Source organism: Frankiales bacterium (assembly GCA_016125335.1).
Taxonomy (GTDB): Bacteria; Actinomycetota; Actinomycetes; order S36-B12; family CAIYMF01; genus Longivirga.
In genome coordinates, this window is sequence record WGLY01000003.1 from 61,735 (window position 1) to 76,978 (window position 15,244).

General features: G+C 73.4%; 14 protein-coding genes. 8 read left to right on the top strand and 6 right to left on the bottom strand.

The genetic code is table 11. The features are described from left to right. Positions 1–8 precede the first annotated feature (8 nt). The 5 genes from GC157_02070 to GC157_02090 all read right to left on the bottom strand — a co-directional run bounded on the left by GC157_02070 (position 9) and on the right by GC157_02090 (position 4,577). Entirely contained in the window at positions 9–212 is a 204-nt protein-coding gene (locus GC157_02070) for a hypothetical protein (protein MBI1376259.1), read from the bottom strand. Between the two features lie 253 nt (positions 213–465). Further along, positions 466–1,362 (bottom strand): phenylalanine 4-monooxygenase, encoded by an 897-nt coding sequence (locus GC157_02075; GenBank protein ID MBI1376260.1) that lies wholly within the window; start codon positions 1,360–1,362, stop codon positions 466–468. A 120-nt stretch (positions 1,363–1,482) separates the two neighbouring features. Further along, the gene (locus GC157_02080) at positions 1,483–1,674 is read right to left on the bottom strand and encodes a hypothetical protein (GenBank protein ID MBI1376261.1); all 192 of its coding nucleotides are present in this window, start codon (positions 1,672–1,674) and stop codon (positions 1,483–1,485) included. A gap of 69 nt (positions 1,675–1,743) precedes the next feature. After that, positions 1,744–2,217 (bottom strand): hypothetical protein, encoded by a 474-nt coding sequence (locus GC157_02085; GenBank protein ID MBI1376262.1) that lies wholly within the window; start codon positions 2,215–2,217, stop codon positions 1,744–1,746. Between the two features lie 167 nt (positions 2,218–2,384). After that, positions 2,385–4,577, bottom strand: coding sequence for a prolyl oligopeptidase family serine peptidase (locus tag GC157_02090; GenBank protein ID MBI1376263.1), 2,193 nt, complete (start codon positions 4,575–4,577; stop codon positions 2,385–2,387). Between the two features lie 85 nt (positions 4,578–4,662). Here GC157_02090 and GC157_02095 point away from each other — a divergent pair, with 85 nt between their 5' ends. The 8 genes from GC157_02095 to solA all read left to right on the top strand — a co-directional run bounded on the left by GC157_02095 (position 4,663) and on the right by solA (position 14,605). After that, a complete protein-coding gene (locus GC157_02095) occupies positions 4,663–6,579 on the top strand; it encodes an ABC transporter substrate-binding protein (protein MBI1376264.1) in 1,917 nt (638 codons plus the stop codon). 11 nt (positions 6,580–6,590) lie between these two features. Continuing rightward, entirely contained in the window at positions 6,591–7,625 is a 1,035-nt protein-coding gene (locus GC157_02100) for an ABC transporter permease subunit (GenBank protein MBI1376265.1), read from the top strand. Between the two features lie 35 nt (positions 7,626–7,660). Further along, entirely contained in the window at positions 7,661–8,548 is an 888-nt protein-coding gene (locus GC157_02105; protein ID MBI1376266.1) for an ABC transporter permease subunit, read from the top strand. Continuing rightward, positions 8,548–9,540 carry an ATP-binding cassette domain-containing protein gene (locus GC157_02110; GenBank protein MBI1376267.1) on the top strand — a complete coding sequence of 331 codons (993 nt, stop codon included), beginning with the start codon at positions 8,548–8,550 and terminating at the stop codon, positions 9,538–9,540. The genes GC157_02105 and GC157_02110 overlap by 1 nt, the downstream gene beginning before the upstream one ends. Beyond that, positions 9,537–10,538 carry an ATP-binding cassette domain-containing protein gene (locus GC157_02115; GenBank protein ID MBI1376268.1) on the top strand — a complete coding sequence of 334 codons (1,002 nt, stop codon included), beginning with the start codon at positions 9,537–9,539 and terminating at the stop codon, positions 10,536–10,538. The genes GC157_02110 and GC157_02115 overlap by 4 nt, the downstream gene beginning before the upstream one ends. Before the next feature lie 111 nt (positions 10,539–10,649). Next, a complete protein-coding gene (locus tag GC157_02120) occupies positions 10,650–12,287 on the top strand; it encodes an NAD(P)-binding protein (protein MBI1376269.1) in 1,638 nt (545 codons plus the stop codon). A 12-nt stretch (positions 12,288–12,299) separates the two neighbouring features. After that, entirely contained in the window at positions 12,300–13,448 is a 1,149-nt protein-coding gene (locus tag GC157_02125) for a Rieske 2Fe-2S domain-containing protein (GenBank protein MBI1376270.1), read from the top strand. Beyond that, entirely contained in the window at positions 13,445–14,605 is a 1,161-nt protein-coding gene (gene solA / locus GC157_02130; protein ID MBI1376271.1) for an N-methyl-L-tryptophan oxidase, read from the top strand. Before GC157_02125 ends, solA begins: the two co-directional genes overlap by 4 nt. Positions 14,606–14,624: 19 nt before the next feature. On the opposite strand, the gene GC157_02135 is transcribed toward solA, so the two are convergent. Further along, positions 14,625–15,224, bottom strand: coding sequence for a TetR family transcriptional regulator (locus GC157_02135; protein ID MBI1376272.1), 600 nt, complete (start codon positions 15,222–15,224; stop codon positions 14,625–14,627). Positions 15,225–15,244: the final 20 nt, after the last annotated feature.

Sequence of the window (15,244 nt, forward strand, 5' to 3'; positions counted from 1 at the left end):
CGCGCGGGTCAGGCGGGGACGGTGGCCATCGCCGACACCCAGAGGACGAAGGTGCCCACGGCACCGGCGCCCAGGGCCGTCGCGCGGCGCAGCCACGCGGGGTGCCAGTCCGCGCCGGTGTGGCGGGCGGCCACGACGGCGGCGGTGACGCTGCCAGCGACGAGCACGATCAGGAGCAGTCCGAAGACCAGGTTCAGCGCGATGGAGCTCATGGGGGGTCAACTCCTTCGGTTACGCCGTTGTCGGCGCGTTCGACGTTAGGCAGGTGTCGTCGCGCTTCCGGCCGGACCTGACCCAAGGATCGGCGAAGAAGGGGGACAGATTCGTCGGTGGGCGCGCGATCCCTTGCTACCGAAGGGAGATGGGCGCTCGGTCGGGACGCGGTCTGAAGCGGGTGAGAGCCGCGCCGACCGCTCGGAGCCACCCGGACGGCGTACCGCGCCACCCGGACGGAGCAGCGGTGCGTCAGACGCCGACGGGGTGCTCGTGGCGCAGGCGCTCGATGCTCTCGTCCGTGGCGGAGTCGAAGAAGCCGCCCACGACGTCGACGACCTCGCTCCACGACCGGGCCGCGAACAGGATCGGCTGGTAGTGGGTGATGTCGTAGGTCTGCACGCCCATGCGCGCGATGTCGACCGGGCGCAGGTCCGCCTCGACGAACTCCTCGATCTCGCCGTACGACGACAGCAGCCCGGCCCCGTAGGCCTTCGGGCCGTCGGGCTCGTGCACGACGCCGAACTCCAGCGAGAACCAGAACACCTTCGACACGAACTCCAGCGCGTCGGCCGACTCCACCCGGCGGGCCGCGCGGCCGGCCGCGACGTACAGCTCGGCGAAGGTGGGCTCGGCGAGGGTGATCGCGTGGCCGAGCACCTCGTGCACGACGTCCGGCTCCGGGGTGTACAGCGGCACGGAGTGGTGGCGGATGTACTGGGTCGACCAGAAGGACCGGTCGGCCAGCGACCCGTAGAACTCGCGCAGCGGCACGAGCCCGGCCGCCGGCAGGTAGGTGAACCCCGTGAGCGGGGCGAGCGCGGCCGTGACGTCGGTGAGCTGCGGGATGTGGTCCGTGGGCAGCTCGATGCGCTCGCGGCCGGCGCGCGCGGCGGCGCAGGCGAGCCGCTCGTGCTTGCGGGCGAGCTCGGCGCTCACCACGCGCCACACCTCGTGCTCCTCGTCGGTATACTCCGCGACGGGCATGGGCCGCTCGGGGGTCCAGTCCAGCGCCAGCGAGGCGATGGTGTTGCGGCGCGCGCGGTACTCGGGGTCGCCGACACCGGGGTGGTCGGAGCCGAGCTCGACGACGACCTCGCCGCCCTCGGTGGTCACGACGGGTGCGTACAGCTGGCCCTCGTTGAACATCCACCTAGGGCAGCATCACCTGACCTGATGCTCAACACCTGGCCGACACGCTGGACAACCTGACCAGCCATCGAGGCTCTCCCGGCGTGAGTTGCGCAGCCGTGGCCGGAGCGGCGGCCGTCACCTGTCGTCGGTCGCCGGCCCCCCGTGCCCGGCCAGGCACCACGGCGTGCACAGCGGGCCGCACGGCTCGGGGACGACCACCGCCCCCGCGCGGCACAGCCGGGGGTCGGAGTCGAGGTCGAGCGGGTCGCGGCGGCACAGGTCGGCCAGGGCCGGCCGGCCGGCGGTGCGGGTGCCGCTCGCGTCCACGGGCCGAGTGTGGCGCGCCGGAAGCGGGGCGAGAAGGGGATTCGGCCGGATACGCCGCGGCCCGGCCGGTCAGGCCGGGCCGTGGTGTGTGGCCAGCGCCGCGGTCGACCCGGCCGCCAGCGCGTCGGCCACGTGGCCCAGGCCCGCCTCGATCGTGGCCCGGTAGCCGTCCTCGGGCAGGGCGTCGAGCGCCCCGCGCGCGAGGGCGAGGTGCTCGCGGGCGGCGGCCTCGTCGCCGAGCCGGCGGTGGTCGTCGGCGAGGTTGAGGTGCAGCGAGGGCAGGAAGCCGCGCACCTGCAGAGTGGAGTGGTAGGCCCCGGCGCGCTCGTCGGTGAGATCGCCGGCGGCCTCGAGGGCGCGCCGGTCCCACGCGAGCTCGTCGACCGGGTCGTCCTGCAGGTCCGCCTGGTAGTGGGCGAGCACGCACCGGTGGAAGGGGTCGCCGTCGTCGCCGAGCTGCGCCCAGACCGCGTCGAGGGCCGCTCGGGCCGCGGCCCGCTCGCCCGAGCGGCCCGCCTCGACGGCGGCCATCACCCGCGCCATGACCTCGTCCGCAGCGGGAGGGGGCGCCTGGCCGGCGTCCCCGTCCGTCGCGCCCTGCCGATCCTCGCCCGCCGTCGTCCCGCTCATCGCCCCGCCTCGTCGTCGACCGCCGGCGACGCTCGCCGGACCACGGGCCGCAGCCTGCCCGGCACCTCCGACGCTGCGGCTCAGCCGACACCGAGGGCGGCCAGCACCCAGGCGTGGACCTCCGCCTCGTACTCGAGCTCGGCGTAGCGCCCCGACGGCCCGCCGTGCGCGCCGGCCCCGGTCTCGCAGCGGAACAGCACCGTGCGCGGCGACACGGGCGAGGAGTCGTCGTCCCCCGCGCCGTTCCCGGGGTCGCTCGCCCGCAGCCGGGCGACCCAGCGGGCCGGCTCTCGCACGAGCACACGCGGGTCGTGCACGGCCCCGGTCACCAGCAGCGGCGGCCGCTCCGCGACGTCGGGCAGGTTCAGCACGGGCGAGTACGCCGCCATGAACTCGTGCTGGGCCGGGTCGCGCGGGTCGCCCCACTCCAGCAACTCCTGCGCCGTGAGGGGCAGGCTCGCGTCGAGCATCGTCGTGACGACGTCGACGAACGGCACCTCGGCCACCACGCCCGCCCACAGCCGCGGCCGGCGGCCGTACAGCGCGCCCTGGAGCAGCCCGCCCGCGGACAGCCCGCGGGTCACGACCGCGCGCACCCGGCCGTCGAGCAGGTGCTCGGCCACCGCCGCCTGGTCGTCGAACGTGTGGTGCTTGGCCGCGAGGTGGCCGTCCTCCCACCACCGGCGTCCCATCTCGCCGCCGCCGCGCGGGTGGCCGACGGCGAAGACGACGCCGCGGTCGAGCAGCGAGGGCAGCGAGCGCCACCAGTCGATGCCCCAGTCGGGGTCGCAGCAGGCCTCGTAGGAGCCGTAGCCGTACAGCAGGCAGGGGGCGGTGCCGTCCAGCGGCGTGTCCCGGTGCCGCACGACCACCACCGGCACCTCGACGCCGTCGGCGGGGGCGAGCAGCCGCTCGCAGACGTACGCGTCCAGGTCGACGCCGACGCTCTCGCGGCGGTGGCGCTCGGTGCGGCTGCCGTCCCAGCCCAGGCCGAGCTCGACGGTCGGGTGGACGAACGAGTCCGTGGCCACCACCACGACCTCGGCGTCCCAGTCCTCGTTGCGCGCCAGGCGCACCATGCCGCCGGCGTGCTCGGGCAGGACGTCGTACGCCGGGGCGTCGCGCGGCACCACGCGCACGGTGGCCGCGCCGTCGCGGCGAAGGCTGAGCACCACGCCGCGGGCGAACGCGTCGACGGCCCACACCCGCTGGGCGGGGTCCTCGTCGAGGTGGGGCAGCCAGGTGGCCACGTCGTCGACGGGCGCCCATGCCACCCGGAACTCCGCGGCGTCGAGGTTGGTGGTCACGAGGAACCCGTCGGCGCCGTCGGGCCCGTGGCCGGGCGCGTGCTCGACGGCGTACTCCACGCCGAGCTCGCGCGGACGCACGAGCCGGGGCGGCGTCGTCACGTCCGCCGCCGGCACGAGCCACTCCTCGGTGAAGCCGCGACCGAGCAGCGTGATCACGAGCCAGTCGCCGGACCGCGACGCGTGCACCGTCGCCTCGAGCCGCTCGTCGAGGTCCTCGAGCACCAGCACGTCCTGCTCCACCGGGGTGCCGAGCCGGTGGCGCCACACCTGGAAGGGCCGGTAGGCGTCGTCGTGCACCACGTAGAGGAACGTCGCGGAGTCGGCCGACCAGGCGCCGCCGTAGTAGGTGCGCGGCACGACCTCGTCGAGGTCGGTGCCCGTCGTCAGGTCCCGGAAGCGCAGGGCGTACACCTCGTCGCCCTCGTGGTCGACCGACCACGCCAGCCACCTGCCGTCCGGGCTCACCTCGAGCAGGCCCTCGTGCGTGTACTCGGCGCCCGCGTCGTCGTGGACCCGCTGAAGGTCCAGCAGCACCTCGGCGGCAGCGTCGGCCGCGCCCGCGGGCCGGCGCTCGAGCCGGTCGTACTCGGCCCCCGGCGGCGTGCGCCGGCGGTAGGTCCAGCCGCCCTGCTCCCACGGGGCCGAGGGCTCCTCGTCCGGCACGCGCGCGCGCATCTCGGCGGCCAGCCGCTCCCGGGTGCCGGCGAGCCCGGCCACGCGGGCGTCGTGGTAGTCGCGCTCGGCCTGCAGGTACGCCGCGGTGACCGACTCGGCCGGGTCGGCGAGGCCGCCGTAGGGGTCGACGACGACCTGCCCGTGGACGGTCGTCGTCACGGGCAGGGACGGGGCGATCGGCGGTCGGAGCACGGCCTGACCGTAATTCATCCGGCGGGAGGGCCGTAACGCCGACGAAACATTCGTCGGGAACGAACATGTCACAAACCTCCCCATTCGGGCCCCCATGAGGTAGGAATGCCGCACGCCGGACTGACCCACGGGTCAGTTGCGACCGGGTGGAGGGCCCGGCGGCGTCACGGAGGGAACGAGCATGAGAAGGCCGGCCCGCACCACCCGACTCCTGGCCGCGCTCGCGGTCACCACGCTCGCGACGGGGGTGCTGCTGACCGGACCGGCATCCGCCGACGACTCGTCGTCCCCGACCCCCGCCACATCAAGCGCCCCCACCGTCTTCACGGTCGGCATGACCGAGGACATCGACTCGGCGAACCCGTTCACCGGCATCGCCGCGGTCTCCTACGAGATCTTCCAGATGGAGTACCCGACGCTCACCGAGTACGCCGCGTCGGACTTCTCCACCGCACCGGGGCTCGCCGAGTCCTGGACGGAGTCGGCCGACCACAAGACCTGGACCTACAAGATCCGCTCCGGTCTCACGTGGTCCGACGGGCAGCCGCTGACCGCGCACGACGCGGCCTACACGTTCAACCGGATCCTCAAGGGCAAGTACGAGCAGACCAACTACAGCTCGTACACCGACAACATCGTGAAGGCCGTGGCGCCCGACGACACCACGCTGGTGCTCACCGTCAAGCAGCCCTCGCCGATCATGGAGAAGCTCGCGGTCTACATCCTCCCCGAGCACATCTGGAAGAACATCGACGAGAAGGCCGTCAAGAGCTACAAGAACGAGGGCACGCCGGACTCCCCCACGGTGGGCGCCGGGCCCTACGTGATGGTCGAGCGCCGGGTCGGCCAGTTCATCCGGATGCAGGCCAACCCGAGCTTCTTCCGGGGCAAGCCCGCCGTGGACGAGGTCGTCTTCAAGATCTACAAGAACCAGGACGCCCTCGGGCAGGCGCTGAAGAAGGGCGAGATCGACTTCGCCGACTCGCTCGAGGCCAACGTCTTCAAGTCCCTGCAGAACCAGCCCGGAATCACCACGCTGTCCGCCACCTACTCGGGGTTCAACGAGCTCGCCTTCAACACCGGTGCGGCGCTCGACAACGGCACCCCCATCGGTGACGGCAACCCGCTGCTCAAGGACAAGAAGCTGCGCCAGGCGCTCGGCTGGGCCATCGACCGGCAGACCCTCGTCGACAAGGTGCTCGGCGGCGGCGGCTCGGTCGGCTCCACGATCATCCCGCCGATGTACGCCTCGCTCCACCTCGACCCGGCCGACCCGGTCACCTACGACCCGGAGAAGGCCAAGACCCTCCTCGACGCCGCCGGCTACAAGGTGGGCCCAGACGGCATCCGCACGGACGCCAACGGCAACCGGCTCGAGTTCCGGCTCTTCGGCCGCACCGACTCCTCCGGGAACGCGTCGCAGAAGGCCGTGCAGTTCATCAAGGGCTACCTCAACGCCGTCGGCGTCGCCGTCGACGTGAAGATGATGTCGTCGGACAACCTCACGACGATCATCGGCGAGGGCAACTTCGACATGTTCGAGTGGGGCTGGGTCGTCGAGCCCGACCCGAACTACCAGCTCTCGACGTTCACCTGCGCGAACCGGTCGTACAAGGACGGCGGCACCATCTACGCCAACCTGTCCGACTCGTTCTACTGCAACCCGGCCTACGACAAGCTGTTCCAGCAGCAGTCCGTGACCACCGACGTCGCGGCGCGCACGGCGATCGTCAAGCAGATGCAGCAGATGCTGTACGACGACTCCCCGTACATCGTGACCTACTACTACGACAACCTGGAGGCCTACCGGTCCGACCGGTTCACCGGGTTCGTCAACCAGCCCTCGCCCGACGGCTCCCTGCTCTTCCAGTACGGGACCTGGTCGTACGAGAACATGAAGCCGGTCGTGGCCTCGGCCCCAGCCTCGCCCACCCCGGGGCAGACCATCGCCCAGGGCGACGTCGTCCAGCCCACGTCCTCCACCAACTGGGCGCTGATCATCGGCATCGTGGTGCTGGTGCTGCTGGCGCTCGGCGGCGGTGTGTGGCTCGGCCGCGGGCGCAACCGCGACTTCGCCGCCGACGACGACCGCGAGTAGGGCACCGGCGCGTGGCCCTGCTCACCGACGCACCGTCCCACTCCGCCGCCCCCGGGCGGCGGAGTGGGCGGCTGAGCCCCGGCGTCCGCTACGCCCTGCGGCGGACGCTCACCGCGATCAGCACGCTCGTGTTCGTCGTGCTGTTCAACTTCTTCCTCTTCCGTGTGATGCCCGGCGACCCGATCGGGCTCTACACGCGCGGGCGCAACGTCGACGCCGACCAGATCCGGGCGCTGCGCGAGGCGCTCGACAAGCCGCTGATCCAGCAGCTGTTCGAGTACCTCAAGAACCCGTTCTCCCAGGGCGTCGACTCGGTGAAGTACTCCCAGCCCGTCTGGGACGTCATCGGCCCGCGCGTGTGGCCCACGCTGCTGCTCGTGGGCAGCGCGACCGTCATCGCGACCGTCGTCGGCGTGTGGCTGGGCATCCGCAGCGGCTGGCGCCGCGGCGGCCGCTTCGACACGGTGGCCACCAACGTCACGCTGGTCCTGTACTCGATGCCCGAGTTCTGGTTCGGCATGATCATGCTGATCGTCTTCGCGGTCGGCGTCGGCCCGATCCCCGGCATCTTCCCGATCGGCGGGCTGTCGACCCCGGGCGTCGACACCTCGTCGCCGGCCGGCTGGCTCGACGTCGCGTTCCACCTCGTCCTGCCGGTCACCACCCTCGCGGTGATCTACCTCGCGGAGTACTCGCTGATCATGCGCGCGTCGATCATCGAGGAGACCTCCCAGGACTACCTCCAGACCGCACGGGCCAAGGGGCTCATGGACAAGCGCGTGCGCCAGCGCCACGCCGTGCCCAACGCGCTGCTGCCCACCATGACCCTGGTGTTCCTGAACCTCGGGTTCGTCGTGGGCGGCGCGATCACGATCGAGTACGTCTTCTCCATCGACGGGCTCGGCTCGCTGACCGTCGACGCGCTCCAGGGCCCCGACGTGCCCCTGCTCCAGGCGCTGTTCCTGCTCTTCTCGGCCGCCGTCATCTTCGCCAACCTGGTGGCCGACCTCATGTACGGCCTGCTCGACCCGCGGGTGCGCACGTGAGCGCGCCGGAGGCGGCGCCTCCCACCACCTCTCCCATGTCGGCCCGCGGGATCGTCTGGGCCCGTCGCCGGGCCGCGACCCGGCGGTTCCTCGCGGCGTTCGGCCGCAGCCGCAGCGGCATGTTCGGCCTCGCCGTGCTGGCGTTCTTCGTCGTCGTGGCGCTCATCGCCCCGATCGTGTTCCCGCGCAGCGTGCTCGACGTCATCAACGCCACCGGCGAGCCGTTCTCGCCGCCCTCGCTGGAGTTCCCCCTCGGCACCGACGACTCGGGCCTCAGCGTGCTCGCGCTGGTGATGTGGGGCGCCCGGATCTCGCTGCTCGTCGGCCTGGCCGCGACCGTGCTCTCCATGCTGATCGGCACGACCGTCGGGATCTCCGCGGGGCACTACCGCGGATGGGTCGGCGGCGCGCTGGACCGCCTCACGGACTGGTTCCTCGTCATCCCCTACCTGCCGCTGGCGATCGTGCTGGCGACGGTGCTGGGCCGCTCGCTGCTCAACATCATCATCGTCATCGGCGTCACGTCGTGGCCGGGCACCGCGCGCATCATCCGGGCGCAGACCCTGTCCGTGGAGGGCCGGCCCTACCTCGAGCGCTCGAAGGCCCTCGGGGCGGGCAACGTCCACCAGATGACCCGGCACGTGCTGCCGAACGTGATGCCGCTGGTCCTCGCCAACACCACGCTGGCGGTCTCGATCTCGATCCTGTCCGAGACCACGCTGTCCTTCCTCGGCCTCGGCGACCCCGACAACGTGTCGTGGGGGTCGATCCTCGAGCAGGGCTTCGCGCAGGGCGCCATCTCGCAGGGCGCGTGGTGGTACCTCGGCGCACCCGGTGTGTGCGTCGTGCTCGTCGTCCTGGCGTTCAACCTCATCGGGCGCGCCATCGAGGGGATCCTCGACCCGCACGGAGAGGCTGCCTGATGGCCCTGCTCGAGTTCGACGACGTCAGCGTCACCTACCGCTCGCGCGGCGCCGACGTGCCGGCGGTGCGCGGCGTCACGCTGTCGGTGGACGCCGGGGAGACCCTCGGCATCGCCGGGGAGTCCGGCTGCGGCAAGACGACGCTCACCAGCACCGTCCTGCGGCTGCAGCCCAAGTCGGCCCGGGTCACCGGCGAGGTGCGGCTCGACGGCAAGGACGTCCAGAAGCTGAGCTGGGGCAAGGTGCGGGCGCTGCGCTGGGCCAAGGCCTCGATGGTGTTCCAGGGCGCCATGCACGCGCTCAACCCGGTGCAGCGCATCGGCGACCAGCTCGCCGAGCCGATCCTGCTGCACGGGCGCGGCAGGGTGAGCCGGTCGGCCGCGGCCGCGCGCGTCGGCGAGCTGCTGGAGATGGTGGGGCTGCCCGCCCGCCGCGCGCGGGCCTACCCGCACCAGCTCTCGGGCGGCCAGAAGCAGCGCGTGATGATCGCCATGGCGCTCGCCTGCGAGCCCGCCCTCATCGTCGCGGACGAGCCCACCACGGCGCTCGACGTCATGGTGCAGGCGCAGGTCCTCGACGTCCTCAGCGCGCTGGTGCGCGACCTCGGCGTCGGCATGGTGTTCATCAGCCACGACCTGTCCGTGCTGTCCAGCACCTGCGACCGGATCGCCGTCATGTACGCGGGCAAGGTGGTCGAGGAGGGGCCGGCCGGCTCGGTGTTCGACGAGCCCCGCCACCCCTACGCCGGTGCGCTCGCCGGCGCGTTCCCGCGCATCGGCGACACCCGCTACCGCTACGCCCCGGCCGGCCTGCCCGGCGACCCGCCGTTCCCAGGCGACCTGCCCGAGGGCTGCACGTTCCACCCGCGGTGCCCCGTCGCCGTCGACGCGTGCCGCACGACCGAGCCGCCGCTCGTCGAGCGCGACGGCCGGCGCACCGCGTGCCTGGTCGCCAACGGACAGGCCGCCCCGAGCCAGGAGGTGCCCGCGTGAGCGCGCAGCCCACGACCGCCACGGCAGCCGCCCTCGAGGCGCGCGGGGTCGCAGTGGCCTTCCGCGGCCGGGGCGGCGGCGGGACCGCGTGGGCGGTCGACGGCGTCGACCTCGTGGTGGGCCGCGGCGAGATCGTGGCTCTGGTGGGCGAGAGCGGCTGCGGCAAGACGACCCTGGCCCGCACCCTGCTGGGGCTCGAGCAGCCGACGTCGGGGCAGGTGGCCGTCGACGGCGTGCCGCTCGCCTACTCCACGCGCGCGCTCAAGGCCGCCCGCCGCCGTCTCCAGCTCGTGCTCCAGGACCCCACCGGCGCGCTCAACCCGCGGCACACCGTGTACGAGGCCGTCGCGGAGGGCCTGCGCATCCACGGCGTGGAGGGCGACGAGCGCGAGCGGGTGGCGACCGCCCTCTCGCTGGCCGGGCTGCGCCCGCCGGAGCGGTTCTTCCTGCGCTACCCGCACGAGCTCTCCGGCGGCCAGCGCCAGCGCGTCGTCATCGCCGGCGCCCTCGTGCTCGAGCCCGAGGTGATCGTCGCCGACGAGCCCGTGTCGAGCCTCGACGCCTCCGTGCGCGGCGAGATCCTCGCCCTGCTGCTCCGGCTCCGCGACGAGCTCGGCCTCTCGCTGCTCGTGGTGACCCACGACCTCGGGCTGGCCTGGAACATCGCCGACCGCGTGGCGGTGATGTACCTCGGGCGCATCGTCGAGCAGGGCCCGACCGAGGAGCTGCTGTCCGACCCGCGCCACCCGTACACCCGCGCGCTGCTCTCGGTCGTGCCCGAGGTGGACCGCATCGAGCCGGTGGTGCTCACCGGGGAGCCGCCGGACCCCACCAAGGTGCCCAGCGGCTGCCGGTTCCACCCGCGCTGCCCGGTCGTCGCCTCCGGGGAGGCGGCCCGGCTGGGGATCGAGGACCGCTGCCGCACGGTGGCGCTCGACGTCCTGCCCTCGGCCCCGGGCCACTCCGCCGCGTGCCACGCGCTGCAGCTCCAGGGCTGAGTCCCGGCGACCGCCGGCGTCCAGAGCCCGGAGAGCAGGGCGGCGAGCCCTTCCGCAGGCGCCGAGGCAAGGCCATACTTACTGACTGGTGAGTCAGCAGGAGGAGGCCGGGTGACGCAGGAGTACGACGTCGTCGTCGTCGGCGGCGGCCACAACGGGCTGGTCGCGGCCGCGTACCTCGCGCGTGAGGGGCTGCGCACCGTCGTGCTCGAGCGCCGTCACGTCGTCGGCGGCGCGGCCGTGAGCGAGCAGCCGTTCGGCCCGGACTTCACCCTCACGAGCCTGTCGTACGTCGTCTCGTGGCTGCCGCCCGCGCTCGTGCGCGACCTCGACCTCGTGCGCCACGGCTACCACGTCTACCCGCAGGGCCCGTACTTCGCGCCGCGCGTCGACGGCCGCTACCTCCAGCTGCCCGACGACCCGGCCGCGCGCCGGGAGCAGATCGCGAAGTTCTCCGTGCGCGACGCCGACGCGATGCCGCGCTGGGACGCCTGGATGGACGGCCTCGGGCGCGTGCTCGGCCCTCTGGTCACCGAGATCCCGCCGAAGGTCGGCTCGCGTCGTCCCGCCGACCTCGCGCGGCAGGCGCTGCTGCTGCGCCGGCTGCGCGGCGTGGACGAGCGCACCGCGGTCGACCTCACCCGCCTGCTCACCAGCAGCGCGGCCGACCTCATCGAGGACACCTTCGAGTCCGACGCCGTGCGCGGAGTGCTGTCGGTCTCCGCGGTGATCGGCTCGTGGGCCGGCCCGCGCACCCCGGGCACGGCGTACGTCATCGCGCACCACCACATCGGCGACCTCGGCGACGGGCGGATCGGCGCCTGGGGCTTCCCGCGCGGCGGCATGGGCGGGGTGACGCAGGCGCTCGCCGCGGCGGCCCGCTCGTTCGGTGCCGAGATCCGCACGCAGGCGCCGGTCGCCCGCATCACGACCCGCGACGGCAGCGTCACCGGCGTCGCACTCGAGGACGGGACCGAGTTGACGGCGGGCACGGTCGTCACCACGGCGCACCCGCAGATCTCGTTCCTGCGCCTGCTCGACCCGGCCGAGCTGCCGCCCGGCTTCGTCGACGACATCCGCCGCTACAAGTCGCGCAGCGGCACGGTGAAGGTCAACGTGGCGCTCGACCGGCTGCCGGAGTTCACCAGCCGGCCCGGCTTCGACCCCGCGGTCCACGGCGGCACCATCGTGCTGTCCGAGAGCCTCGACGAGGTCGAGGCGTCGTTCCAGGAGGCGGCCGCCGGGCAGCCGAGCACGCTGCCGTTCGCGGACATCTGCATCCCCAGCGTCTTCGACCCCACGCTGGCGCCCGAGGGCAAGCACGTCATGAGCATGTTCACGCAGTGGGTCCCCCACACGTGGAACGCCGAGCCGCACCGGGCGGAGCTCGACGCCTACGCCGACCGCCTCTTCGCCCGCATGGACGCCGTGGCCCCCGGGTTCAGCGACTCCGTGCTGCACCGGCAGGTGATCGGGCCGTACGACATCGAGCACGAGTACGGCCTCGTGGGCGGCAACATCTTCCACGGCGAGCTGACGATGGGGCAGATGTTCCACGCCCGTCCGGCCGCGGGGTACGCGGACCTGCGCACGCCGGTGCGCGGCCTCTATCAGGCCGGCTCCGCCACGCACGGGGGCGGCGGCGTCACCGGAGTCCCGGGGCGCAACGTCGTGCACCAGATCCTCGGCGACCGGCGCCGCGCGCAGTGGCGGTCCCGCGCGCACCTGCCGTCGCGGCGCGGGGGCTGACCCGTGGTCGCGATGCAGGCGGCGCTCCCCCGGGAGCACTACGTCGACGCCCGCCTGCACGCGGTCGAGCGCGACCGCGTGCTGGCCCTGGAGTGGACCTGCGTCGGCCGCCTCGACGACCTCGGCCTCACCGATCCCGGCTCCACCACGCTGCGCCCCGAGCGCCTCGCCGTGGTGGACCTGCACGGCGAGTCCGTGCTCGTCACGACGGACGCCGACGCCGTCCTGCGCGCCCACTACAACGTGTGCCGCCATCGCGGCTCGCAGGTGGTGCCGGCGCCGCCGGACGAGCCGGCCCCCGCGCCGTGCGCGGCGCGGTCGCTGCGCTGCCCGTACCACTCCTGGACCTACGCCACCGACGGCCGGCTGCTGCACGCGCCGCACACGGACGGCGTCGACCTCGACCCCGCCGCCTTCGCGCTGCACCCGCTGCGCGCCGACCGCTGGGGCGGCTGGCTGTGGCTGAGCCTCGCCGCTGACGCCCCGCCGGTGCGCGAGGCGCTCGCCCCCGTGCCCGAGCGCGTGCGCCGCTACCCGCTCGAGTCGCTCGTCGTCGGGCGCCGGCTGCGATACGAGGTGGCCGCCAACTGGAAGGTCGTCGCGGAGAACTACAACGAGTGCTACCACTGCGGGCCCGTGCACCCGGAGCTCTCGAGGCTGGTGCCCGCCTTCGCCGGCGGCGGCGCGGACCTCACCTGGGACGACGGCGTCCCGCACCGCGAGGGCGCCTGGACCTTCACCATGTCCGGCACCAGCGACCGTTCCCCGTTCCCCGACCTCGACGACAACGAGCGCGTGCGGCACAAGGGCGAGCTGGTCTACCCCAACCTGCTCCTGTCGCTGTCGGCCGACCACGTCGCGGCGTTCGTGCTGCGCCCTCTGGCCGTCGACCGCACCGAGGTGGTGTGCGACCTGCTGTTCGCCCCGGACGAGGCGGCGCGCGACGGCTTCGACCCCTCCGACGCCGAGGAGCTGTGGGACCTCACCAACCGCCAGGACTGGCGGATCTGCGAGTCGGTGCAGCGCGGCATGACTTCGCGCGCCTACGCCCAGGGCTGGTACGCGCCCATGGAGGACGCGTCGCTGGACATCCGCCGCTGGCTGCTGCCGCGGCTCGCCGCCGCCGGCGTCCCGGCGTCCGACCCGGGGGAGCAGGCATGAGCGGCACGTACGACCTCGCGGTGGTGGGCCTGGGCGCGCTCGGCTCCTCGACCGCCTGGCACGCCGCGCGACGCGGCCTGTCCGTGGTGGGGCTCGAGCGCTTCGAGCTCGGTCACGAGCGCGGCGCCTCGCACGACTCCAGCCGGATCCTGCGCCACAGCTACCACACGCCCGCCTACGTCGACCTCACCTTCGCCGCCTACGACGACTGGGCCGACCTCGAGGACGCGTCGGGCCGGTCGCTGGTCACCGTCACCGGCGGCGTCGACCTCTTCCCGCCCGGCGCGGTGATCGACGCCGCCGACTACACCTCGTCGATGGACGCGCGCGGCGTCCCGCACGAGCGGCTCGGCGTCGCGGACGTCGCCGCCCGCTGGCCGCAGCTGCGCCTCCCGGACGGCACCACGACGTTGTTCCAGGCGCGCACCGCGATCGTGCCCGCGGCGCGCGGCACGGCCGCGATGCAGGAGCGCGCGAGGGCCCACGGCGCGGTGCTGCGCGACAGGGTGACCGTGCGCTCCCTCGCCCCGCGGGCCGACGGCGTCGACCTGCTCACCGACGACGGCGTCGTGTCGGCGGCCCGGGCGGTCGTGTGCGCGGATGCCTGGACCTCCGCCCTGGTGGAGCCGCTCGGCGCCCGGCTGCCGCTGACCGTCACCGAGGAGCAGGTGACCTACTTCGCGCCCGAGGACCCGGAGGCGTTCCGCCCCGGCCGCTTCCCCGTGTGGATCTGGATGGACGAGCCGAGCTTCTACGGCTTCCCGACCTACGGCGAGGACACCGTGAAGGCCGCGCAGGACTGCGGCGGTCCCGAGGTGACCGGCGACGAGCGCTCGATGCACGAGGACGCCGCGATGCTCGAGCGCCTCGGCGGCTTCATGGCGCGAACGTTCCCCGGATCCGGGCGGCCGGTGCGCTCCAAGCGCTGCCTCTACACGCTCACCCCGGACCGCGACTTCGTCGTCTCGGCGGTGCCGGGCGTGCCCCAGGTGGTGGTGGGCCTGGGCGCCGCGCACGGGTTCAAGTTCGCCCCCACCTTCGGCCGGCTGCTGACCGACCTCGCCACCGAGGGCACGACGGCCGCGGACGTGTCCGCGTTCGGCCTGGACCGGCCCGGGCTCACCGACCCGGAGTTCGTCGCGAACTGGATGGTGTGACGTGACGGGGACGGCCGCGTCAGGCGAGCAGTGCGGGGTCGACGCCCAGCTCGTGGGCCGCAGCCCCGCGCACCCACTCCGCGAGCTGCTTCTTGGTGAGGTTACGGTGCACCGTGACCTGCACGGCGAGACCGTCGAGCAGCGCCGAGAGCCGCCAGGCGGCGGAGTCCGGGTCCGGGCAGCGGAAGGTTCCGTTGTCATTGCCGCGGCGGATCATCTCGGCCAGGACGTCCTTCCACCGCACGTCGAGCCGGCGGCTCATCGCGCGCATCTCCGGCTCGCGCAGCGACTCCGACCACGCGTCCACCCACACGGTCCAGCCGTTCGCACTGCCCTCGGGGGCCCACAGCCGCAGCATGCGGCGCACGCCGTCCACCGGATCGGTGGTGCGCTCCACCACACGGTCCAGCCGCGCCATGTCGCGGCGCACGGCGTGCTCGAGCGCCTCCGCGAACAGCTTCTCCTTGGTGCCGAAGTGGTAGAAGACCAGAGCCGTGCTCACGCCGAGCGCGTCGGCGACGTCGCCCACGCGCGTGCGGGCGAAGCCGCGTCGCGTCACCTCGGCCTCGGTCGCGGCGAGGATCTCCTCGCGGCGCACCTCGACCTTCCGTCTCGCCACGGTCGCGACGATACTGTCGC